Source organism: Anabaena sp. FACHB-83 (assembly GCF_014697485.1).
Taxonomy (GTDB): domain Bacteria; phylum Cyanobacteriota; class Cyanobacteriia; order Cyanobacteriales; family Nostocaceae; genus Nostoc_B.
Genome location: NZ_JACJRY010000003.1, coordinates 352,012 through 373,327, shown reverse-complemented (window position 1 = coordinate 373,327; position 21,316 = coordinate 352,012). Strand labels below are relative to the sequence as shown.

Here is a 21,316-nt window from a genome sequence, read left to right as displayed (position 1 = left end):
TACTCCTGACTCTCCACTCCCTTATGACTTGAGTCTTTATTTAATTTTCTCTGATAAAAGAAAATTGTACTCGAAATTTTAAATAACAAGCTTGGCAAAAAAACTAGCAATCACAGCGAAGGAGATTGTGTGTTGATAACTCGTAAGTGGTTGATAAAAGCCAGCAGATCAGCTTTTCGATTTATAAGATGGTGCTTATTGCTTGGCTGCTGCACTTTACTATATGCCCATTTAATTGAACCGAATTGGATTGAAATTAATTCTTTACAACTGACATTACCCAATCTCGCCCCAGAATTTAACGGTTATCGCATTGTCCAAATTAGTGATATTCACCGCGATCGCTGGATGACTCCGCGACGACTCAAGCGGATAGTCCGACTAGTTAACCAACAAAAACCCGATTTAATTGCAATTACAGGTGATTTAGTCACTCGCAATTTACCACAATTCATCCCTTCATTAACAGTTTGTTTAAATCACTTCACACCCAAAGATAAAACTGTAGCCATATTAGGAAATCATGACCATGAGAATGATACTCCAGCAATTATCCAAGCCATAAAAAAAAGCAATATTGTCTATTTGGACAATGATATTCATACACTCCAACGCGGAAATGCAATGTTACATATTGCAGGTGTAGATGATGTGCAGATGGGTAAAAGCCGCCTAGATTTAGTGATGCAGAAACTACCCAATACAGGCGCAGCAATATTGTTAGCCCATGAACCAGATTTTGCTATTACCAGTACGGCAACAGGACGGTTTGATTTGCAACTGTCAGGACATTCTCACGGCGGACAAATTCGCCTACCGTTCATCACACCGCCTATACTTCCGCCTTTTGCAAGACAGTATTATTTAGGAAAATATCAGCTAGGTAAGATGTTTTTGTATACTAACCGAGGCTTAGGAATGACAGGTTTACATCTGCGTTTTTTTGCTCGTCCTGAAATTACTGTATTTACCTTGCAAATGAAATTAAAGATTTAATAGAAATTTACTTTATTAATCTTAAATCCCATACTATGTAAGGATTTAACCTAGTATCAAGTATTAATTTGTTATAGCTAGTCTAGGAGAGACATTATTTTTAATAAACCACATATTTAATACTAGGTAAATATTTTTCAGCGTTGTATATATGCGGGGTGAATTAAGCCTTTTTAACAAGAGTTAAATATCGGTTTTTTGCGCTTCTGCGCGGTAGTCGCTACTCTGCAAGAAGCCGCGCAAAGCGCGTCTACAAGTCGGATAAACTGCCCAACGCGCTACCTTGCCTTTGCGCGACACAAAAAACATCCCACTAATCAGCAACGCCCATTATTCTAAATTCAAAATTGGTAAATCGCCACTATTATCTTCTAGAGCCTTTTCTGCCATTTGCGATGTTACCCAATGACGATAATCTATGAGTAGCTGATGCAACAATCTTTGCTTAACAGTAACTAAGACACTCTTGAGCAAACCATTGCCAGTAGCTTCTAAAATTGGCTTTGGAGTGAGAGAAAATGGTGGCGGTAGTTCTACTTGTACTTCTAAATCAGCTTTTCCTTCCAGACGAGTACCATTGCTAGATTGATGTGGTGATAAATAACCTTTTAAATTGAGGCTAAAACGTTGGTTAATATATTCAAACCCTCGGATTTCACAACCTACTGAACGCAAATAAATTACACTATTGGATTCTGCCCAAACCCTCATATCTACAGTTGGTTGAATACTCAATGTCATAAAAGATAGAGGACGCATTTTTAGCCGAAATACTTCCTCCGAAAGCTGTTGGACACGACTGTTATCAACTAAAGCATTCACCAATCGTTGAGGCTGCCGCAAGTAATGTTGAATAGGAATAGGCTGTTGCGGTACAGCAATTTTTACCGATTGAGAAGCAGTAAATCTTGTAGGCATGATTTTGCAGACAGCAGTGATTTGATACTTTTATATGGTAATAAATTTATGGCAATGATTATTTTAATCTACTCAAATAATAAACATAGATATTACTTATGTATGACCTCAGACTTTAATAATAGATTTATTAAATCACAAGATTTTTAAAATAAATTAGTAATATTTTTATAATTATAAATCAAATTGCAGTCATTTTCCAAAAATGTTTTTTTCAGTATAAGAAACAAAAATATAACAAATAATACCAGTGTTCAATGAGAGAACAAATTTCATCTCTGTGATGTGTGTCTACTCACTGCTATAGGACTGATATTTGATTTCTGAAAAAAATCAGTACATTCAGATTAGGCTTCTTTCCTACTCCCGACTCCCCATTCCCTATTCCCTACCTACACAAATAAATTTAGAAATCAAACCGGATTCCTATATCTCAATATGAAATTTAGCTGTTAGGAATTACTTCTGAAAAGAAAAAATCAAAGTTTTATGCCAATGTGTTGGGGTGGATGTAATGTTGTCCCGATACGCAATATGGTAAGTCTGCTAGTGAATGCAATTACAAACTGTATCGTTGTTTAAGATAGAACAGCAGTGTGGAGTTCAACAAAGCTAAATCAATGTTTTATTGCTTCAAGTATGGATTTGCTGCGGTATAGTCTATTAATCTCACAATAGTTCCTGTTCCAACATTATGTCTTTATCTATTGCTCATTTAGGCCCACCAGGTACTTATGCAGAACAAGCGGCAGTTTTATATGTCAACTGGCTAACCAAAACAACGGGAACTGAAGCTACTTTATGTCCATATCCCAGCATAGCGCAGTCACTCCAAGCTGTGGCAGCAGGTAAAACACAGTTAGCGGTTGTACCAGTCGAAAATTCCATTGAAGGTAGTGTGACTATGACAATGGATGCACTATGGCAATTGGATAGTTTGCAAATTCAATTGGCTTTAGTGATGCCTATAGTTCATAGCTTGATTTCTGTCGCTTCTGGTTTAGATAAAATTGAAAAGGTTTATTCCCATCCCCAAGCTTTAGCCCAATGTCAAAATTGGTTGGGACAATCTCTGCCAAATGTACAAATTATACCGAGTAATTCCACAACAGAAGCTCTACAATTATTAAAGCAAGATTTAACAGCAGCTGCGATCGCTTCTTCTAGAGCAGCCCAACTTTATAACTTGCCAATTCTCGCCCAAGGCATTAATGACTATCCCGAAAACTGTACTCGCTTTTGGGTAGTGAGTCAAAATAACGCCAAGTTTGAATATCATATCAATAATTTAAATCCCACTCATAGCTCTTTAGCTTTTAGCTTACCTGCAAATATACCTGGTGCGTTAATTAAACCTCTGCAAGTATTTGCTGAACTAGGAATTAATCTTAGTCGAATTGAATCTCGTCCTACCAAGCGTTCTTTAGGAGAATATGTATTTTTTCTTGACTTAGAAACAGATATTCAACAACCAAAAATGCAATCTGCTATAGCTGATTTAATAGGATATCTAGAAATATTAAAAATTTTTGGTAGCTATGGTGTATTGTCAGTTAACACTTCGGAATCTTAATTAAATCAATTGCTGACTTACTCAACGCTTGATAGTATTTATAGCGTTTTTCGGTTTATTTAGTGCAGTACAAGTTGATAGGAGATAGAGGCTGGAGGCTAGGATGCTCAAGACTAGAGGAATGTACCTCATTGAGATGAAAAACGCTGTATTTTCAAAAGTTATTTTCTATTGGCAGAATTTAGGAGTCAGATACTGTGTATAGATGGTATTAGCGACTACTCTTGCATGAACATAAAATCAGGAAACTGCAAGGTAGAACGCTAATAAGACTCATCTTCTAGTTAATTTAGTTTATGACTTCTGATTGAAAGTATCTTTCAATACTGAGCGAGCTGCTAAATGATTCCGGGTAGAAGTTAAAATTTCTGCTTCTCGTTCTAAACGAGCAGCCGTATCCTGCATTTCTAACAATGATTGTTGTTCGGCTGCAACACCATAAAGGTTACTAGCCACCCAGTAAGATAGCTCTATTGGCAAGTCTGGTAATTCTTCTGGTAGTTCAATATTTTGTTCTGTTAACTTAGCCGAGAGGCGCACTACATCTTTGAGCAGTTGTTCAACTTCGGCTCCCAAAGGACGCAAATCTTTGCTAGGTGGCTCATCTTCTATCCACTGCACCAAACCGACACGATAAGGCTTTTCTCGCACATACTCTAAGACACGAAACCGTTGCTGTCCTAAAGTCAGCATCTTCATCCGGTCGTCTGGTAGGCGCTGGTAATGGATAATTTCTGCACAACAGCCCACATTGGCAATTGTACCTTTGACTGGATCGACCATGACCACACCGAATCTGCGATCGCTCTCCAAAATCGTGTTCATCATGATTCGGTAGCGAAATTCAAAGATATGTAATGGTAATGGTCTTGTAGGAAAAAGAACTACTTCGGGTAACGGGAACAGAGGTAGTTCACGAACAGCAATTCTAGATGAAGATGTCATTGTTACCTTAGAATAAATTTAATTTTAAAAATTTATTGTTCTCTGCTTTCCCGTACTTTATTTACATTCTATCACTAAATAAAAAGCCCTGAGATCAATTTTCTCAGGGCTAGTTCCGTATTCACACTATAGTCTTTGGTAAAGAATTCAGGAACTAAGAGCTATAACTCAGTATCTAGACGCATACTACTAAGGTTGAATTGTTGGGCAAAGCCTGACGCAAAGGCTAGTAGCCTACCACAGAGTATTCTGTATGGGTGGTGAATAAATTAACTGTGTTTAATAATGCGTTAATTAGTTTTGATTCCTGAATTCTTCTAAACTACAGTTTGACTTCAATATCAACACCAGATGGCAAATCCAGCTTCATTAAAGCATCAATAGTTTTAGAGGAAGGCTGGTAGATGTCAATAATTCTGCGGTGAGTACGGGTTTCAAAATGTTCCCGTGAATCTTTATCTACGTGAGGAGAACGCAGTACGCAATAGATTTTCCGTTTTGTAGGTAGGGGAATTGGGCCTATGGCTGTCGCGTTAGTCCGGTTAGCTGTATCTACAATCTTCTCGCAAGATGTATCCAACAATCGACGGTCAAAAGCTTTTAAACGAATTCTAATTTTCTGCTGTTGTAGAGTTGCCATCTTTAATTTTCCAGGTTCTGATTTATTAGGGGAGTGGGGAGTGGGGAGTGGGGAGTGGGGAGTAGTTTGTTTATCCTACTCCCCATTCCCGCAATTAAGTTCAGATAAAAGAGCAGAGAGGCATCTTAGCATCTCTGCTCTTCATTATTTAGGGTAAAAAGGTACTACTTGAGGATTTTGGAGACGACACCAGCACCGATGGTGCGGCCACCTTCACGAATCGCAAAGCGCATACCTTGTTCAATAGCGATCGGGCTGATCAATTCTATTGTCGCTTTGATGCGATCGCCTGGCATTACCATTTCTACTGCTGAACCTTCATCAGATGTAAACTCTTTGATGGTGCCGGTTACATCAGTTGTCCGCACATAGAACTGAGGACGGTAGCCAGCGAAGAATGGGGTTTTGCGACCACCTTCTTTTTCGGTCAGCACGTATACTTCCCCTTCAAATTGGGTGTGAGGAGTAATGGAACCAGGTTTTGCTAGTACCATACCGCGCTCAACGTCTTCTTTCTTCAGACCACGCAGTAGTACACCAGCGTTGTCCCCAGCCAAGCCTTCCTCAAGGCTCTTCTTGAACATTTCAATCCCGGTGACGGTGGTGTTACGAGTTTCTCTCAGACCCACTAGCTCTACGTTATCGTTCACCTTAACTTTGCCGCGTTCGATACGTCCAGTAGCCACGGTACCACGACCTGTGATGGTGAATACGTCTTCTACAGCCATCAAGAAGGGCTTGTCAATATCGCGCTCTGGGTCAGGAATGTAGGAATCGACAGCTTCCATGAGTTCGTAGATTTTATCTACCCACGGATCTTCACCTTTTTGGGTTTTATTGCTGGCGGTCATTTTCTCCAGAGCTTTCAGACCGGAACCTCGGATGATGGGGATATTATCACCATCAAACTCATAGTCGCTCAACAATTCTCTCAGTTCGAGTTCTACCAACTCTAACAGTTCTTCGTCGTCGATCATATCTACTTTGTTCAAGAAGACGACGAGGTTGGGAACACCTACTTGTTTTGCCAGCAGGATGTGTTCGCGGGTTTGAGGCATAGCACCATCGGTAGCTGCAACTACGAGGATAGCGCCATCCATTTGGGCTGCACCAGTGATCATGTTCTTCACATAGTCAGCGTGTCCTGGACAGTCTACGTGAGCATAGTGCCGGTTTTCGGTTTCATACTCCACATGAGCTGTGTTAATTGTGATACCCCGTGCCTTTTCTTCTGGTGCGTTATCGATTTGGTCGTAGGCTCTAGCTACAGCTTTACCGAGAGCAGCCAAGGTCATGGTGATAGCTGCTGTTAAAGTTGTTTTACCGTGGTCAACGTGTCCAATAGTACCGATGTTAACGTGGGGTTTAGTTCTTTCAAACTTTGCGCGTGCCATGAATGCTCGTTTCCTTTTTTAATTAAGCGTTCCCTTTGCTTTTTGCAATGATAGTTTCAGCCACGCTGCGAGGCACCTCTTCGTAGTGGCTGAACTCCATCGTAAAAATACCTCGACCTTGGGTTTTCGACCGGATATCGGTAGCGTAGCCAAACATGGTCGCCAGTGGAACTTTGGATGCCACTTTAGCGAGTCCCTGTTCAGTGCTTTGGCTTTCAATCTGCCCTCGGCGGGAGATGAGGTCTCCAATAACGTTCCCGATAAAGTCTTCAGGAACTTCCACTTCAACTTTCATCATAGGCTCTAATAGTACTGGTGAAGCTTTCAGCACAGCTTCTTTCATCGCCATTGAACCAGCAATTTTGAAAGCCATTTCCGAAGAGTCTACATCGTGGTAAGAACCATGAACTAGCGTCGCTTTTACGTCAATCAGGGGATATCCAGCTAAAATACCAGATTCACAGCTTTCTTTCATACCTTGCTCGGCGGGGCCAATGTACTCTTTAGGTACTACGCCACCGACAATTTTAGAGACGAATTCAAAGCCGCTACCGGGTTCTCCTGGCTCCAAATTGATCACAACGTGACCATATTGACCCTTACCACCACTTTGGCGGATGAACTTACCTTCCACGTTGGTAACTGCTTTCCGAATCGTTTCGCGGTAAGCTACTTGTGGCGCACCAACATTCGCTTCCACCTTGAATTCGCGTAACATCCGATCCACCAGAATTTCTAGGTGGAGTTCTCCCATCCCTGCAATTACAGTTTGGTTTGTTTCTGGATCAACATTGACGCGGAAGGTTGGGTCTTCTTCGGAGAGAGATTGCAGAGCCTTGGATAGCTTATCCATGTCGTTCTTGGTTTTGGGTTCAACCGCTACCGAGATCACAGGCTCTGGAATAAATAGGGATTCCAGTATTACTGGTGCGCCTTCATCAGTGATAGTATCACCTGTTAAGGTATCTTTTAATCCTAACGCAGCACCCAAGTCACCAGCCCGTAGTTCCTCTACGTCTTGGCGATCATCTGCCTTCATTAGAACTAAGCGGGAAATGCGTTCTTTTTTATTTTTGGTAGCGTTTAATACATAACTACCTTTTTTCAGAACACCAGAATAAACACGAACAAAGGTTAGGCGACCGTAAGGGTCAGCCATAATCTTAAATGCCAAAGCAGCTAGAGGTTCGTTGTCATCCGCCCGGCGCTCGACTGTATCACCATTTGCAAGTGTGCCTTGAATGGGAGGCACTTCTGTTGGCGCGGGTAGGTAATCTACAACTGCATCCAACATTAACTGCACGCCTTTGTTTTTAAAGGCTGAACCACAAAGCACAGGCACGATTGTGCCGGCAATTGTCCCTTTGCGAAGGGCTGCCCGGATTTCTTCTTCTGTCAGTGCTTCGCCATCGAAGTACTTAGTCATCAAAGCGTCATCGGTTTCAGCTACTGCTTCTACCAGCTTGGTGTAGTACTCTTCAGCTTGCTCTTGCACCTCTGAAGGGATATCCGTTTCTTGGATATCTGTACCTTGGTCGTTGTTGTAAATGTATGCACGCTTCCGCACCAAGTCTACAATGCCTTTGAAGTCGTTTTCGCTACCAATGGGCAGTTGAATTGCAATGGCATTTGCTCTTAGGCGATCGCGCATTTGTTCGTGAACTCTATAGAAGTTCGCGCCTGTGCGATCCATTTTATTAATAAAGGCGATCCGAGGTACTGCGTAACGGTCTGCTTGCCGCCACACTGTCTCCGATTGTGGTTGTACTCCACCTACAGAACAAAATACAGCAATTACACCATCTAATACGCGCATGGAGCGTTCTACTTCAATTGTGAAGTCTACGTGACCAGGAGTATCGATAATGTTAATTTGATAATCTTTCCAACTGGTACTGATTGCCGCAGCAGTGATGGTGATTCCCCGCTCCCGCTCTTGCTCCATCCAGTCGGTTACAGCTGTTCCTTCGTGAACTTCACCAATTTTATGAATTATCCCAGAGTAAAATAATATTCTCTCTGTTGTTGTTGTTTTGCCCGCATCTATGTGCGCCGCAATACCGATATTGCGTACTTTCTCTAGCGGGTTTATACGTGCCACAGTAGCCTCCTATAGTTTTTGCCTCATGATATCTTGTATATTACTCTTTGTTAAGATTCTATACTTTTACGGATTCCCGTCTGGATTTTTATTCAGTCGGCGATATACCGCTTGAGGCAAGATATATCGCTGTGCTGCTTAATAACGATAGTGTGCAAAGGCTTTGTTGGCTTCAGCCATCCGGTGCGTTTCTTCACGCTTACGGATTGCGTTACCTGTTTCGTTGGCTGCATCCATTAACTCATTAGCTAATTTGCCAGCCATTGTCCGCCCTGGTCTGGAGCGAGAAAATTGTACTAACCAACGCAGTGCTAAGGTAGTACCACGTTCTGAACGTACTTCCATTGGTACTTGGTAGGTTGCACCACCCACCCGACGCGCTTTAACTTCTACCAATGGTGTGGCATTACGCACTGCTCTTTCAAAGGTTTCTAGTGCTGCATTACCTGTGCGCTCTTCAATTGTTTTGAGTGCATCATAGACAATGCGTGCAGCTAGTGATTTTTTGCCGTGACGCATGATCCGGCGAATTATCATGCTCACCAGCCGACTATTGTAAACGGAGTCAGGCGGAACTGGCCGCCTCTGAACTACACCACGACGAGACATACTTTACCCTTACATTCGGAATTTGGCAACGAAATTATATGCTATCAGACCGCGCAGTACTGGAGTGGTGGAAGCTGCCACTCAGACTGCTGCAATTTTTTTACACATTTGCAGCGACCCTGAATTGCTGATTTGCTATCTTGGATGGGATAGACAAAGCGACAACATCACAGGCATAAATTGACAAATGAAAATGCTGCTGTCGCTTACAGCAATCTCAACTAAACCTACACTTGCTCGCTGAGTGCAGGCTGGCAGTGGTAGCTTAACTAATTTAAATTTTGAAAATAGATGCTTATATCTATTTTCACAACTGTTTAAGGGCGATCGCTAACTTTTTATATTTTTATCGCTTCCAGAGAAAGCGACTAATCGCCTTTAGGCACGACTAATCGCCTCTGCCTTATTTTTTAGCGGCTTCTTTCGGGCGTTTGGTTCCATACTTGGAACGACCTTGTTTGCGATCTTTTACGCCCGCCGTATCTAATGTGCCACGAATGATATGGTATCTTACGCCCGGTAAGTCTTTAACCCGGCCGCCACGAATCATGACTACGGAGTGTTCTTGTAAATTGTGACCAATGCCTGGAATGTAGGCTGTTACCTCAAATCCAGATGTCAGTCTTACCCTTGCTACCTTACGGAGAGCTGAGTTAGGCTTTTTAGGTGTGGTTGTGTAGACTCTTGTACAAACACCGCGCCGTTGCGGGCATTGCTTGAGAGCTGGAGACTTGGTTTTCTGACGCGCTTTTTCGCGTTCGCTACGTATTAGTTGCTGTATGGTTGGCATGGGTCACAGCGCGTGAAGCTGCTTAGGGGTCTAAGTTTTAACAAATCCTGATTATATCTTTTTTAGTACTTTTTTGTCAAACTAATTTGACTGGCCAAGAGTGATAAACTATTTGACTACTGACCATTGGCTATGGAATCTTGATGAATTGCAAACGAATTGCCACAACTACAGGTAGTAATAGCTTGAGGGTTATGGAAACGGAATCCTCCCCCCATCAAGTCTTCGGAATAATCTAATACTAACTCATTGATGTATTGTAAACTTTGATGGTCAACTAGAATTTGCAGACCACCAATTTCAAAGGTGCGATCGCCTGGTTGGACAACCTCAGCAAATGACATATCGTAAAATAAGTCTGAGCATCCCCCTGGTTTAACGGCTAATCTCACCAAGGTATTAGATTTTTGCTTAGACTTTAATCGTTCAATTTCAATTTTAGCAGCTTGACTCAGTTGAATCATTGAATTTTTTGGGCAGTTACATAGCCTGTTAAAAAAATATGGCGGAGTTGAAAAACTCAAAAAACTGATTTTGGCTATTTCATTGTAAATGAAGAGGTTTACTTGCAAAAGCCACTGTGAGCTTGCTTCATTGCCGAAAAATAATTGATTAACTGAATACTGAGTGATGAAAATAATACCGATTTGTAGCGTTAAAAGTAGCAGCTAAACTATCAACTAGTTCTTTTGGTAATTTCACCTCCGTAAATTTCTGGATAACTAAGGTGAGAAATTTACGGAGTTTTATTGTTAGGACGAATAAATTAACCGATGAGGATTAGTTTTCTGTACGAGAATAATCGTCCTGGTAGCGAATAATGTCATCTTCACCCAAATATTCGCCATTTTGTACCTCAATTAAAATTAAAGGAATTACCCCAGGATTTTCTAAACGGTGGGAGGTGCATTGAGGTACGTAGGTTGATTGATTATTACCCAATAGTACTTCTTGGTCGCCACAAGTTACTCTGGCGGTGCCAGAAACAACAATCCAGTGTTCGCTGCGATGGTGGTGCATTTGCAAGCTGAGGCGATGTCCGGGTTTAACTTCGATGCGCTTGATTTTATATCCACGTCCTTCTTCCAAAATAGTAAAAGAACCCCAAGGGCGCAATTCGGTTGCAGCAACACTTCGATTAGCGATCGCCGCAGGCAGTGGTAGAGTCTTAGCAGGTGCGGTTTCTTGATATTGAGCCATAGTTACCTCATTTGGAGACATAGCAAGCTGTCCTTTCTCTTAACCATTGATGGAAAAATCTGGCGCAATCTTGCAACCGTGAAAACCAGTAATTCAATTACACCTTGCTAACCATAACAAAATCAAACTTTGGGGTGTAAAGAGTCACGACTAAAACTCTCGTGAATACATAAACTCTTTACCTAGCGCCAACACAGCTTATTCTAATCTTTAACAAATTAGTTTGAGAGGCTAGAGGCTAGTACAACAAGGCAAAATTCAAAAGTCAAAAGTCAAAAGAAAGAATATTCATACCACAAGCCTTTTAGCAATTTCTTATGGTCTGTTTATTTCCAGCAACCTGTACTAGTCCCTAACCCCTAATTATCTTTGTTGCCAAAAAATACCAATACCATTATGTACACGAGCCGCAGTATTGGGAGAACGGTCGAGTAATTGTCCGCTTAAGTAAAGACTAGTTGAACTGCCACCATCTAAATTTAAAGCATTCACACAACCCAAATTTTTCATTAATTGAGCGTGTTCTGCGAGTGTCGGCCCGGCTCCACCAGCGCGGTTATGCACAGCAGCAATCATCAGTGTACCTGTGGCTGTGGTGCAAATTCCACTCCGAATGGCTTTTTCGGCAATGAAAGCATTGCTGAATTTTTCAGCTTTTGCATCTAGAACAATTTGACCGTTTTGAATTAATAACGGCCCGGCTCCAATAATGTTGGGGTAACGGCTAAAGTCAACAGGGGTGGTGTTACTAGCCAAAGTTACCTTTGTACCGATGGGTAATTGAGTGGCGGTAGTTGTAGCCGTTCCTCGCAAAGTTAACAAGTAACCATTTTGGGGAATAGGAATAGGAGTTTGACCCGCTTTTCCGCCTGATAGCTGACTGCTAATTTCATTGTTTTGAACTATGAGGATGCTTTCATTGTCTGTGAGGGGAGTATAAGTTTTTCCCCAGCTAGGAGTATAACGAGCAGCACCGCTTTGAACGTAACCACTATTGAGAAATAAAATTGGTAAGCGGAAATTATTTGGAGCAGTTAAAGTTTCTTGTAATGTCAGGCGACCTACGTAAAATTGCCCAGAATTATTCCAGGCGATCGCACCTCTATTTAAAATTGGCCCGGATAACCACTGATTATCTCGGCGAATCGCGCCCAGAGGCAATTTATTATTGCGGTTAAAATAGCCACCATTAATTGCGGCTAAAGCTAAGTATTTTTGCGCTGTTTGAATTAAGGGCGCAGTGCCGACTACAGTTTCTGGAGTTGTCCAAATTGGTTTTATAGTCAGGTTGCGGGGGTTAGCTTCCAACCACACTACCGGAAAACGATCTTTCCCTAAATTAATAAATTGCTGTCGCCAGCGTAACCCATCCGCCCAAGCAATATTGCGTTCAACCATTGCATCAGGGCGAATTTCGATAATTAGGCGATTTGGGTTATTTACTGTAGTGATACGCGGCGCTGAACCAAAAGGAACACTCAGACTAATAATTGTTTGGTTATGCACCACCTCTATTTTTTGAATCAATCTATCAGGGTTTGGTTGTGGTTGTGGTAATTGTTTACTCAGGTTTGGTAGAGATGGCAGTGGTGCTATGGGGGTGTAACGTTGAATTAAAGCTGGATCAGTTAAAGCATCCAGGGTAATGCGCCATTCTCGATTCGGTATGGTTGTGGGTTGAGGAGCGATCGCATCTGGATCATCTGCTACTGGTGTTTGAGTCGGTTTAATGGGTAATCCTTGTCTAACTATCCAAGGTGTGGGACTGTCTAAATCAACCACAACGCGGTTTTCCCGGATAGTAGAAGTACTAGGAGGATTGAGAGGTTCATGACCAATAATCAGATTTTTGATTCGCGCTTGGGGAGTGACAATTACTAAAGTGTTACCATTGACTTGTACCTGCCAATTTGCTTTTTGGGTAAACTCAGTGATATCAAGATAGCGGTATCCGGCTTGGAGAAGAGTTACTAAGGTCTCTGGGGTGGAAGTAAACCACTGAATTGGTTGTTGGCTAGGATTATTGCTATTTAAAAAATCAACTCCCATCGCCTGACGAAATAAACCATCACTGAGATAAATAACTTGCTGATCAAATTCTCCTAATTTGACCATCCAAGCACCGGGGATGATGCGACCATTGAGGGAAATTTGATTACCAGCAGATTGGGCTTGTCGTCGCAACTGTCCTGGTTGTGGATTGATCGGAGGCTGTTGAGCGATCGCCATCCAATTAGGAGATACACTAAGGATTGTGGCAATTATGGGTGATGCAATTAAGCGCAAGGCTTGATGTTTGGCAGGCTTAGTCACAGCAGTATGAGATTTTTGGCGATACCAATTTGGCATTTTTAACATATTTGATCCAGTGCTTTTGCAAGTTATCACTTCCAAGACAGGAAAGTTAATTGTGACTAACTCTGGAAATTGGGTGATTTAACTTCTCCAGAAACGTGATAACCTATATGTTGGCTAGTTATCTCTGATGAGAAATACCAGCCCTGTTTAAGCTAAAACCACTGTAACTGACTGTTTTAACTGGCACTAGTTCCTGCCAAACTATAAGATATATAGTTTTGGTCATCAAATGTATATATACAATAGTCTTTCCTCACTAATAGTTGCTATGCTGTTACTTAGAGGTGAGACACAGTTATTAGTAACAAAAGTTGCAACGGGTGAGCAGCCAAGATAGACAACAATAAAAATATTTAGGAATTGTCAAATGGGTATATAGTGTAATACGCTGATTTTGTTGCTGAATCAGGAATCTTGCAGCTTTTACAACAGTGAGTTTTTCATGAAAAATTTGGTGTTAGGTCAGTTGATACTGTCTACCTGACAAACATCTATCATCTGAAAAAAACCTGGAAAATACTTAGTTTTGAAACCAAATACATAAAATTAACACAATATGTAGTTTGTCTAAACCAGCATAAACACAGAAGAATCAACGCAATAATTTTAACACGGTTAAGTCCATAAATAACCGCAGTTAAAATTTTTTTTCCCTAAATTCTCGTGATTTATGTATGACTGTGACGCGAAATTGCGAAACTTTCCCTCCCAAGCAGTGGCAAAATTTGTGACTTAACTTTCAGGAATAGGCTATGAACGATCAAAGGGTGAATCAATTGCAAACAATGTCATTTTCGGATAATAACTCTCAAGAAACCTACCAAGGACAAAGGTGGTTAGTAGAGGAAAGAGATGCCTGTGGTGTAGGTTTTATTGCACATCGCCAAAATATTGCCAGCCATGAAATCGTTACTAAAGCCTTAGCTGCATTGACCTGCTTGGAACATCGTGGTGGTTGTAGTGCTGACCATGACTCTGGTGATGGTGCAGGGATATTAACAGCTATTCCTTGGGAGTTGTTACAAAAAGAATATTTCTCAGGCAGGATAGAAATATCGTCTACCAGCAATGTGGCTGTAGGGATGATATTTTTACCCCAAGACCGGGAATTAGCTCAAAAAACCAAAGCCCAAGTTGAGAAAGTGGCGGCGGAAGAAAAATTTACAGTATTGGGCTGGCGAGAAGTACCAGTACATCCCCATTTATTGGGCAGACAAGCCAAAGAAAACCAACCCCAAATAGAACAAATTTTTCTGGCGGCGGATGAAACTGGCGATGAATTAGAAAGACAGTTGTACATTGCCCGCAAGCGGATTTTTAAAGCAGCCAAAGCTGTCTCGGAAGATTTTTATATTTGCTCTTTATCCAGCCGCACCATTGTTTATAAAGGTATGGTGCGTTCGGCTGTATTGGGAGATTTTTACGCGGATTTACAAAATCCCGCATACAAGAGTGCCTTTGCAGTTTATCATCGCCGCTTTAGTACCAACACGATGCCCAAATGGCCGTTAGCACAGCCTATGCGGTTGTTGGGACATAACGGCGAAATTAATACGCTGTTGGGTAATATCAACTGGATGATGGCTAGAGAAGCGAGTATTAGCCATCCAGTATGGGGCGATCGCAATGATGAACTCAAGCCTTTAGTAATTTTAGATAGCAGCGACTCCGCCACTTTAGATAATGTCCTAGAACTATTAGTACGTTCGGGACGCAGCCCCTTGGAAGCCTTGATGATTATGGTGCCAGAGGCTTATCAAAATCAGCCTTCCTTACAAAACTATCCCGAAATCACTGACTTTTATGAATATTACAGTGGTTTGCAAGAAGCTTGGGACGGCCCAGCATTGCTAGTCTTCAGTGATGGGAAGAAAGTCGGCGCAACCCTTGACCGCAACGGCTTAAGACCTGCACGTTATGTAATTACCAAAGATGATTACATCGTCGTAGCATCAGAAGCAGGTGTAGTTGACTTCCCCGAAGCCGAGATTGTGGAGAAAGGCAGACTAGGCCCAGGGCAAATGATTGCCGTGGATTTAGAAAGTCATGAAATTCTGAAAAATTGGGAAATTAAACAACGCATTGCCCAACAACTTCCCTATGGGGAATGGTTGCAAACCCATCGCCAAGACCTGAAGTCATTAGTCAACAATCATGGGACAAATGGCAATGGTAATGGTAATGGCAACGGCAACGGCAAAGGTCAATTCACCGTTGACAAACAAATCTTACTTCAGCGACAAACTGCCTTTGGCTACACCAGCGAAGATGTCGAAATGGTGATTGAACAAATGGCAGGTAATGGTGCAGAACCAACGTTCTGTATGGGGGATGATATTCCATTGGCGGTATTGTCCAGCAAACCCCACCTGTTATATGACTATTTCAAACAGCGTTTTGCTCAAGTAACTAACCCACCAATTGACCCCCTGCGTGAAAAGCTGGTGATGTCCTTGAAGGTGGAATTGGGCGAACGGGGCAATTTATTAGAACCAAAGCCAGAATATGCCAAGAGACTGAAGCTAGATTCCCCAGTCTTGACAGAAGTTGAGTTAGATGCAATCAAGGCTTCTGGTTTTGCCACGGCAGAATTATCAACCTTATTTGCGATCGCCAACGGCCCAGAAGGATTAAAATCTGCCGTCGCAGCTTTACAAGCCCAAGCCGCAGAGTCAGTACGGGCGGGTGCGAAAATATTAATCTTGAGCGATCGCGCTGGTGGCGGTATTAGTTCAGAATCCAGCTACATTCCACCTTTATTAGCTGTAGGTGCAGTCCACCACCACCTGATCCGCGAAGGCTTGCGGACAAAGACATCCCTCATTGTCGATACCGCCCAGTGTTGGAGTACCCATCACTTTGCTTGCTTGATTGGCTATGGTGCAGGTGCAGTTTGCCCTTACATGGCTTTAGATACAGTCCGGGATTGGTGGTTTGAACCCAGAACTCAGCAGTTCATGGAACGGGGTAAATTGCCCAACCTCAGCTTAGAACAAGCGATTGGGAATTACCGCAAAGCCGTAGAGTCAGGATTGCTGAAAATCCTCTCCAAGATGGGGATATCTTTGCTATCTAGCTATCAAGCCGCCCAAATCTTTGAAGCGATCGGGATTGGTGGCGATTTATTAGAACTGGGATTTAAGGGGACAACTTCTCGGATTGGTGGTTTGAGTGTCAGTGAACTGGCGCAAGAAGTTTTGTCAATTCACAGCAAAGCCTTCCCAGAACTCACAGCCAAGAAATTGGATAACTTGGGCTTTGTTAACTACCGTCCTGGCGGTGAGTACCACATGAACAGCCCGGAAATGTCCAAAGCATTGCATGAGGCTGTGAAAACCAAGCAATACGACCATTACGAAGTTTACAAACAATATCTCCAAGGGCGACCAATTACAGCTTTAAGAGACTTGCTGGACTTCCAAAGCGATCGCCAATCAATTCCTTTAGAAGAAGTAGAAGCCGCAGAAGATATCCTCAAACGCTTCTGTACTGGTGGGATGTCCTTGGGTGCATTGTCGCGGGAAGCCCATGAAGTTTTAGCGATCGCCATGAACCGAATTGGTGGCAGATCCAATTCTGGGGAAGGTGGGGAAGATCCGGTACGTTACAACGTTTTAGATGATGTCGATGAATCTGGTTACTCGCCCACCCTACCACACCTGAAGGGACTGCGGAATGGTGATACAGCTTCTAGTGCCATCAAGCAAGTTGCATCAGGACGCTTTGGTGTCACACCAGAATATTTAGCCAGCGCCAAACAAATCGAAATTAAAATCGCCCAAGGTGCAAAACCAGGAGAAGGCGGACAACTACCAGGGGCAAAAGTCAGTCCTTACATTGCGATGTTGCGGCGGTCTAAGCCCGGTGTAACCTTGATTTCACCTCCACCGCACCACGATATCTACTCCATTGAAGACTTAGCACAGTTGATTTTTGACCTGCACCAAATCAACCCGAAAGCCCAAGTATCAGTCAAGCTAGTGGCTGAAATTGGGATCGGCACAATTGCGGCGGGTGTAGCCAAAGCCAACGCCGACATCATTCAAATTTCTGGTCATGATGGCGGTACAGGTGCATCACCTTTGAGTTCGATTAAACACGCTGGTTCACCGTGGGAACTCGGATTAAGTGAAGTGCATCGCGTCCTAATGCAGAATAGTTTGCGCGATCGCGTCATCTTGCGGGTAGACGGCGGACTCAAGACTGGCTGGGATGTCTTGATGGCTGCATTGATGGGTGGCGAAGAATTTGGCTTTGGTTCCATTGCCATGATTGCCGAAGGTTGCCAAATGGCGCGAGTCTGCCATAAAAACACCTGTCCTGTGGGTGTAGCAACTCAAGATGAAAAACTGCGCCTGCGGTTTAAAGGTATCCCGGAACACGTTGTCAACTTCTTCTATTTTGTGGCGGAAGAAGTGCGGAGTTTGTTAGCCAGATTGGGCTATCGTTCCTTATCAGAAATTATCGGTCGTGCAGACTTATTAACAGTCCGTCCCGAAGCCAAACTAGCTAAAACCCAAGCCTTGAATCTCAACTGCTTACTGCAACTACCAGATACAAAAGAAAACCGTAGCTGGTTAGTGCATGAAGAAGTTCATAGCAATGGCCCGGTAATTGATGACCAATTGTTGGCGGATAGCGAAATTCAAGCCGCAATTCGCAACCAATCGACAGTGACGAAGAACTTAAAAATCGTCAACACCGATAGAACGGTTGGTGCGAGATTAGCTGGTGCGATCGCATCTCAATATGGCGACGGTGGCTTTGAAGGACAAATTAATCTCAACTTCCAAGGTAGTGTAGGTCAAAGCTTTGGGGCGTTTAACCTCTCTGGGATTACTTTAACTCTCGAAGGCGAAGCCAACGACTACGTAGGCAAAGGGATGCACGGTGGTGAAATCATCATCAAACCCCCAGCAAAAGCCACTTATGACCCATCCAAGAACGTGATTGTGGGTAATACCTGCCTTTACGGTGCAACTGGCGGCTTCTTATTTGCTAACGGTTTAGCAGGTGAACGCTTTGCCGTCCGCAACTCCAAAGGTACAGCCGTAGTTGAAGGCGCAGGTGATCACTGCTGCGAATACATGACTGGTGGTGTTATAGTTGTCCTCGGTAAAGTCGGACGTAACGTCGCAGCCGGGATGACTGGTGGTTTGGCATACTTCCTCGATGAAGATGGTTCCTTCCCTGAATTAGTTAACCGGGAAAACGTCAAAATTCAGCGAGTTCTGACAGAAGCAGGCCAAAAACAACTGCAAGAGTTAATTAGAACTCACGCAGAACGCACTGGCTCACCCAAAGCCAAAGCAATTCTGCAAAATTGGTCAGAATTTGTCTCTAAGTTCTGGCAATTAGTACCACCTTCCGAAGCCGATAGCCCAGAGGCTAACCCGCAAGCAGTGGTAGAAAAACATCTGAGTTCGGTGTAGTTAATCGCTGATGAGTTATGAAAAAAGGGGACAGTAACAGCGTCCCCTTTTTTGATCACAATTAAACTTATTGCGAAAATTTTTAAATACACTATTTCTGCAATTTCACCAAATCAGATTTTAACGCGCGAAGTTGACCAATGAATTACGACACAGCCCGCAAACTGCTTGTATCTCAAACAATCACAACCGAAGACAACCCTGATGCTTTATTGATGCGAATGAAGCAGGGAAAACCACCGGTTCCAGGTCAGATTACCTCGATTTTGTTGGCGTTAAAGGTTGTGTTTGAAGCCCTAAAAGATGTAACCAGTCTAGACCGCGAGTTAACTTTTGCCCTTTATCAGTTAAGTGTCAAGACACAACAGTTATACGTAGCTGGACGCAAAGCTGGGGTAGAATGGCCACCCCTACTTAAAGAAGATTTAGTGAGAATTTCTCTGGCTGTAGAAAGTATCTTTTCTGGTGTGTGGCAAACCCCACCAACTGGGGGATTTGGCGGGGTTTAAGATTCAGCGAGTTTGTAATTCTTGCAGCAATTTTTCGACATCAGTTTTGAGTAAAACTGTCATTTGTCCAGTGAAAGCTTTACCGTTGCGCGGTTTAGCTATTTCGATCCAATAAGCATAGCGATCGCCTATACGCAGTTGTCCTTGTAAAGCTTCTTTAATTGGAGTTTTGGCAAACCGCGCCGAGTTGACTTCACCTTGGCTGGGGTAGTCATACACCACCTGACCTTGATTAAAATCTTGATAGATATCGTAGCCATAAATTACCCGCAGAGATTCTTGCAGGCGTTGAAAACTCATCCCATTAATTGCATCGTACATTGCCAAGCGTTCGTAACGAATCCGGTTTCGCTCTTTGGCAAACCCCACTTTACCCGGAGGTAATACTGAAGCCTGAAACGTGAATCGTTGGGCGGCGGTGTCACTCTTCTGCACATATAGTTTTTCACCACTTCCAGGGCGCAGTGTCGGATGAGCATTCATCCAAGTTGTAACTTCTTCTGTAGTTTGCCCTGGTAAAGCATTAGCCTTGGAATTTACCAGCATTCCCACGCATAGCCAGGGAACTAGAGAAAAAGACAAAATTAAACCATTCACCAAAGATTTTTTTAGCATTTTCCTATTCGGGACTTACATGGAAATTTCCCCAAAGGGGGTTAACCATAGTTTTCCCGTTTTCGGAGGAATAATGTCATTGCACCACATAAAATCAAGAGTAAATAAGTAGAGTGGTGTAAATAATTGTAGTTAGGAAAAGGCAGGAGGCAGGAGGCAGAAGGCAGGAGTAAAGAGGGTTTTAGCTTCATTAACCTTTCTTAATATAGTTTGGTTTTTCCCACCGACTTACTTATCAAGTAATTTTACTTAGCCATAATATAGCAATCCTATCTGAGTCGTGAAAAAGTATTCTTTTTAACGAACCACAAAGGACGCAAAGGACACAAAGAAGAAGAGGAAGGAAAAGAAAGGAAATTTCACGAATGATTTAGGACTGCTATATGTAGATTAAATATTTTACAAGTTATTATGTCGAAACCAAGAAATTACAAGCTCACACCGGAAAAATCAGCTTTGATTCCAGCTTATTGGGACAAGTGGCAGAAAATAGCCTTTTCTACTAAGCGGATTGATCAAAATAAAAATCGAGAATTAGTCAAAATTTTATACTCGCTTGTAGATTATGATCTGCCAGAGATTATTTTTTGTCCTAGCCCTTATGCAGCGATTAACGAAATGCTAATAATGAACACATCAAATTACTCATTATTAGATATTTTTGTTGAAGATTTGATCAATATGATCAGGCAGGAACTGAAATATTTTTGGAAACAAATTTCGTTAGAGGCGATTTTGTCTGATTCGGATAAAAAATTTATCAACTATTTAGAAAATCCAGATGTTCCTTCAGAATTAAATTGTCCACGCGAAGATGATTTTAATATCTTAGATACAATTTTGAAGCATAATCAAGCAGAATTAGTTTGGCAACTTTGGTTGAAAAAAGTCTATTGGAAAGCTATTTCATCATTTGACTGGATGTATACTGCTGCTACGTTTGATTTCTTTATTTCAGAACTAGATTGTTATCACAATCCTGAAGTATCCAGTGTTGTTGAACAGTTAGTACTTGAAAGTGGAACTGTATTTCCTTTTGAGCAATATTGTTTTATCTGCGATCGCCCAACTAAACTATTCTTAGATACAGAACATCGTCTGCACGCTGAAAATAAACCTGCGATACAATTCACCGATGGTTTTAGCATATATTCTAGCCACGGTGTTAATAATGGTTTTCAAATGATTCAGTCAGCAGATTAATATAGTACAATTAAACTATCCTGATAGCAAAAA

Annotated in this window: 17 protein-coding genes; 5 read left to right on the top strand and 12 right to left on the bottom strand. The window is 42.3% G+C overall.

Features of this window, described 5'->3' with window-relative positions; genetic code table 11:
* Nucleotides 1-129: 129 nt before the first annotated feature.
* On the top strand, nucleotides 130-996 hold the full coding sequence (locus H6G79_RS05765) for a metallophosphoesterase (RefSeq protein ID WP_313933882.1): 867 nt from the start codon (nucleotides 130-132) through the stop codon (nucleotides 994-996).
* A 183-nt stretch (nucleotides 997-1,179) separates the two neighbouring features.
* Here the strand turns inward: H6G79_RS05765 and H6G79_RS37255 are convergent, their stop codons facing one another.
* A complete protein-coding gene (locus tag H6G79_RS37255; RefSeq protein ID WP_277877214.1) occupies nucleotides 1,180-1,305 on the bottom strand; it encodes a hypothetical protein in 126 nt (41 codons plus the stop codon).
* Between the two features lie 21 nt (nucleotides 1,306-1,326).
* On the bottom strand, nucleotides 1,327-1,914 hold the full coding sequence (locus H6G79_RS05760; RefSeq protein ID WP_190591638.1) for a DUF1997 domain-containing protein: 588 nt from the start codon (nucleotides 1,912-1,914) through the stop codon (nucleotides 1,327-1,329).
* A gap of 694 nt (nucleotides 1,915-2,608) precedes the next feature.
* On the opposite strand from H6G79_RS05760, the gene pheA reads away from it, so the two are divergent.
* Nucleotides 2,609-3,487 carry a prephenate dehydratase gene (gene pheA / locus H6G79_RS05755; protein ID WP_190591637.1) on the top strand — a complete coding sequence of 293 codons (879 nt, stop codon included), beginning with the start codon at nucleotides 2,609-2,611 and terminating at the stop codon, nucleotides 3,485-3,487.
* Between the two features lie 294 nt (nucleotides 3,488-3,781).
* Here pheA and H6G79_RS05750 read toward each other — a convergent pair whose 3' ends face one another.
* The 9 genes from H6G79_RS05750 to H6G79_RS05710 form a co-directional block, all read right to left on the bottom strand.
* Entirely contained in the window at nucleotides 3,782-4,432 is a 651-nt protein-coding gene (locus tag H6G79_RS05750; protein WP_062297079.1) for an LON peptidase substrate-binding domain-containing protein, read from the bottom strand.
* 322 nt (nucleotides 4,433-4,754) lie between these two features.
* Nucleotides 4,755-5,072 carry a 30S ribosomal protein S10 gene (gene rpsJ, locus H6G79_RS05745; RefSeq protein WP_015113498.1) on the bottom strand — a complete coding sequence of 106 codons (318 nt, stop codon included), beginning with the start codon at nucleotides 5,070-5,072 and terminating at the stop codon, nucleotides 4,755-4,757.
* Nucleotides 5,073-5,236: 164 nt separating this feature from the next.
* On the bottom strand, nucleotides 5,237-6,466 hold the full coding sequence (gene tuf, locus H6G79_RS05740; protein WP_190591636.1) for an elongation factor Tu: 1,230 nt from the start codon (nucleotides 6,464-6,466) through the stop codon (nucleotides 5,237-5,239).
* A 22-nt stretch (nucleotides 6,467-6,488) separates the two neighbouring features.
* Nucleotides 6,489-8,567, bottom strand: a complete 2,079-nt coding sequence (fusA, locus tag H6G79_RS05735; protein ID WP_190591635.1) for an elongation factor G — start codon at nucleotides 8,565-8,567, stop codon at nucleotides 6,489-6,491.
* Nucleotides 8,568-8,705: 138 nt separating this feature from the next.
* Nucleotides 8,706-9,176: a 30S ribosomal protein S7 gene (gene rpsG / locus H6G79_RS05730; protein WP_190591634.1), complete on the bottom strand. Its 471-nt coding sequence runs from the start codon at nucleotides 9,174-9,176 to the stop codon at nucleotides 8,706-8,708.
* A gap of 403 nt (nucleotides 9,177-9,579) precedes the next feature.
* Nucleotides 9,580-9,966, bottom strand: coding sequence for a 30S ribosomal protein S12 (rpsL, locus tag H6G79_RS05725; RefSeq protein WP_062297066.1), 387 nt, complete (start codon nucleotides 9,964-9,966; stop codon nucleotides 9,580-9,582).
* A 116-nt stretch (nucleotides 9,967-10,082) separates the two neighbouring features.
* On the bottom strand, nucleotides 10,083-10,430 hold the full coding sequence (locus H6G79_RS05720) for an iron-sulfur cluster assembly accessory protein (RefSeq protein WP_190591633.1): 348 nt from the start codon (nucleotides 10,428-10,430) through the stop codon (nucleotides 10,083-10,085).
* Between the two features lie 316 nt (nucleotides 10,431-10,746).
* Nucleotides 10,747-11,166 (bottom strand): phosphomannose isomerase type II C-terminal cupin domain, encoded by a 420-nt coding sequence (locus H6G79_RS05715; RefSeq protein ID WP_190591681.1) that lies wholly within the window; start codon nucleotides 11,164-11,166, stop codon nucleotides 10,747-10,749.
* Between the two features lie 363 nt (nucleotides 11,167-11,529).
* Entirely contained in the window at nucleotides 11,530-13,524 is a 1,995-nt protein-coding gene (locus H6G79_RS05710; protein ID WP_190591632.1) for a phosphodiester glycosidase family protein, read from the bottom strand.
* Between the two features lie 752 nt (nucleotides 13,525-14,276).
* On the opposite strand from H6G79_RS05710, the gene H6G79_RS05705 reads away from it, so the two are divergent.
* Together H6G79_RS05705 and H6G79_RS05700 are read left to right on the top strand one after the other, a co-directional pair.
* The gene (locus H6G79_RS05705; protein WP_190591631.1) at nucleotides 14,277-18,956 is read left to right on the top strand and encodes a glutamate synthase-related protein; all 4,680 of its coding nucleotides are present in this window, start codon (nucleotides 14,277-14,279) and stop codon (nucleotides 18,954-18,956) included.
* Nucleotides 18,957-19,096: 140 nt separating this feature from the next.
* Nucleotides 19,097-19,465, top strand: coding sequence for a Dethiobiotin synthetase (locus H6G79_RS05700; RefSeq protein WP_190591630.1), 369 nt, complete (start codon nucleotides 19,097-19,099; stop codon nucleotides 19,463-19,465).
* 3 nt (nucleotides 19,466-19,468) lie between these two features.
* Here H6G79_RS05700 and H6G79_RS05695 read toward each other — a convergent pair whose 3' ends face one another.
* Nucleotides 19,469-20,080, bottom strand: coding sequence for a hypothetical protein (locus tag H6G79_RS05695; protein WP_190591629.1), 612 nt, complete (start codon nucleotides 20,078-20,080; stop codon nucleotides 19,469-19,471).
* Nucleotides 20,081-20,491: 411 nt separating this feature from the next.
* Between H6G79_RS05695 and H6G79_RS05690 the strand changes: the two genes are divergently transcribed.
* Nucleotides 20,492-21,283 (top strand): DUF6745 domain-containing protein, encoded by a 792-nt coding sequence (locus tag H6G79_RS05690; RefSeq protein WP_190591628.1) that lies wholly within the window; start codon nucleotides 20,492-20,494, stop codon nucleotides 21,281-21,283.
* Nucleotides 21,284-21,316: the final 33 nt, after the last annotated feature.

Coding starts and splice junctions, on each gene's coding strand:
- H6G79_RS37255 (WP_277877214.1), bottom strand. CDS start 1,305: ATGTTTTTTGTGTCGCGCAAAGGCAAGGTAGCGCGTTGGGCAGTTTAT.
- H6G79_RS05760 (WP_190591638.1), bottom strand. CDS start 1,914: ATGCCTACAAGATTTACTGCTTCTCAATCGGTAAAAATTGCTGTACCG.
- pheA (WP_190591637.1), top strand. CDS start 2,609: ATGTCTTTATCTATTGCTCATTTAGGCCCACCAGGTACTTATGCAGAA.
- H6G79_RS05750 (WP_062297079.1), bottom strand. CDS start 4,432: ATGACATCTTCATCTAGAATTGCTGTTCGTGAACTACCTCTGTTCCCG.
- rpsJ (WP_015113498.1), bottom strand. CDS start 5,072: ATGGCAACTCTACAACAGCAGAAAATTAGAATTCGTTTAAAAGCTTTT.
- tuf (WP_190591636.1), bottom strand. CDS start 6,466: ATGGCACGCGCAAAGTTTGAAAGAACTAAACCCCACGTTAACATCGGT.
- rpsG (WP_190591634.1), bottom strand. CDS start 9,176: ATGTCTCGTCGTGGTGTAGTTCAGAGGCGGCCAGTTCCGCCTGACTCC.
- rpsL (WP_062297066.1), bottom strand. CDS start 9,966: ATGCCAACCATACAGCAACTAATACGTAGCGAACGCGAAAAAGCGCGT.
- H6G79_RS05720 (WP_190591633.1), bottom strand. CDS start 10,430: ATGATTCAACTGAGTCAAGCTGCTAAAATTGAAATTGAACGATTAAAG.
- H6G79_RS05715 (WP_190591681.1), bottom strand. CDS start 11,166: ATGGCTCAATATCAAGAAACCGCACCTGCTAAGACTCTACCACTGCCT.
- H6G79_RS05710 (WP_190591632.1), bottom strand. CDS start 13,524: ATGTTAAAAATGCCAAATTGGTATCGCCAAAAATCTCATACTGCTGTG.
- H6G79_RS05705 (WP_190591631.1), top strand. CDS start 14,277: ATGAACGATCAAAGGGTGAATCAATTGCAAACAATGTCATTTTCGGAT.
- H6G79_RS05700 (WP_190591630.1), top strand. CDS start 19,097: ATGAATTACGACACAGCCCGCAAACTGCTTGTATCTCAAACAATCACA.
- H6G79_RS05695 (WP_190591629.1), bottom strand. CDS start 20,080: ATGCTAAAAAAATCTTTGGTGAATGGTTTAATTTTGTCTTTTTCTCTA.
- H6G79_RS05690 (WP_190591628.1), top strand. CDS start 20,492: ATGTCGAAACCAAGAAATTACAAGCTCACACCGGAAAAATCAGCTTTG.